Source organism: Corynebacterium sp. HMSC034B08 (genome assembly GCF_001835805.1).
GTDB classification, from domain to species: Bacteria; Actinomycetota; Actinomycetes; order Mycobacteriales; family Mycobacteriaceae; genus Corynebacterium; species Corynebacterium coyleae.
Genome location: NZ_KV825932.1, coordinates 1 through 379 on the forward strand (window position 1 = coordinate 1; position 379 = coordinate 379).

General features: G+C 56.2%; 1 pseudogene. It reads left to right on the forward strand.

The annotated features are described in order from the left end of the window. Positions 1 to 379, forward strand: a pseudogene (locus tag HMPREF2656_RS12995) (transposase); the annotation flags it as partial.

Consider the following 379-nt stretch of genomic DNA (forward strand, 5'->3'; position numbering starts at 1 on the left):
CACATCACGCCCGAACAAGCCTGGGAAACGTTCCCGCAGGCTGAATCACCTACAACTCCGCTTGATCCTGAAGCGGTCTGGCAGCGCGTTGTCGACTACAACCTCGCCAACAACCCCCATGCAAAGCCGAAGCCTGCATACACAAACGACCCCGGGGAAGCTGCCACTTCACCCAGGGTCAACACCGATCGTGCAATCACCACGCCAGGTGCATCGCATACGGATACGACCAGCATAGACCCGTATGAAGCAGTCAAAAAGCAGCGCTTTGATATCCCCTTGGAACTGACCATCAGCCGCCACGGGGCAGTTCACATCCTCGGATACCCGCTGTATGTCGGATTGAGATTCAAAAGCCGCAAACTGCTCAGCCACGTTA